At 46.6% G+C, this 579-nt stretch carries 1 protein-coding gene; it reads left to right on the forward strand.

Going from position 1 to position 579, the window contains the following annotated elements; translation table 11 throughout:
• The coding region (locus tag NXS99_RS09160) for a hypothetical protein (RefSeq protein WP_259288367.1) at positions 1 to 579 on the forward strand (579 nt) is incomplete at both ends.

Raw genomic sequence — 579 nt, forward strand, 5'->3', positions numbered from 1 at the left:
ATGGTTCGGCAACTGGCCCAAGCCATGGTTATGTAGTGGCAGATGAGCTTCCAGATTTTATTGATCTTTCAACAGTGAAAGTAGCAAAGGCTGAATATGGCCATGCTGCAACTGCAAACGCTGTAGAGGCGACTGTTGCAACTGCACGTGAAATTGATGGCAAGCAGGTTCTTGAAATCAAGCGTGTTGCTCCTGGCTATACCATTGAGCGTACGAACAGCCCAAGTGGTGGCTTGCAAGCGTATCTTACTGCTGATCAGGGCACAGATACTTTGATGTCTCCTCCTATTGTGTTAGGACATGGAGAGTCTGATACCTACACCATTACTGCGAAGGTTCGTTCTGATATTGATCCTGCTGTGATCAAAAAGCATGAGAATTTCGTAACTGTCAGTGGTACGGATGTTGATTACCGTCAAGGTATTCGTGCTGCAGGTCGAGAGTATGAAAGCAACTCTGCTCGTGCGGTGACTCAGATTGCGAATAATGCTGTCACTTATGCGTTGCAAAGTGATGGTGATGATGCATCTCGTACGCAGAAGTCTACTGATAAAGATGGTGCTGTTGCTGGTTCTCCAG

Source organism: Corynebacterium sp. HS2168-gen11 (assembly GCF_024834075.1).
Taxonomy (GTDB): domain Bacteria; phylum Actinomycetota; class Actinomycetes; order Mycobacteriales; family Mycobacteriaceae; genus Corynebacterium.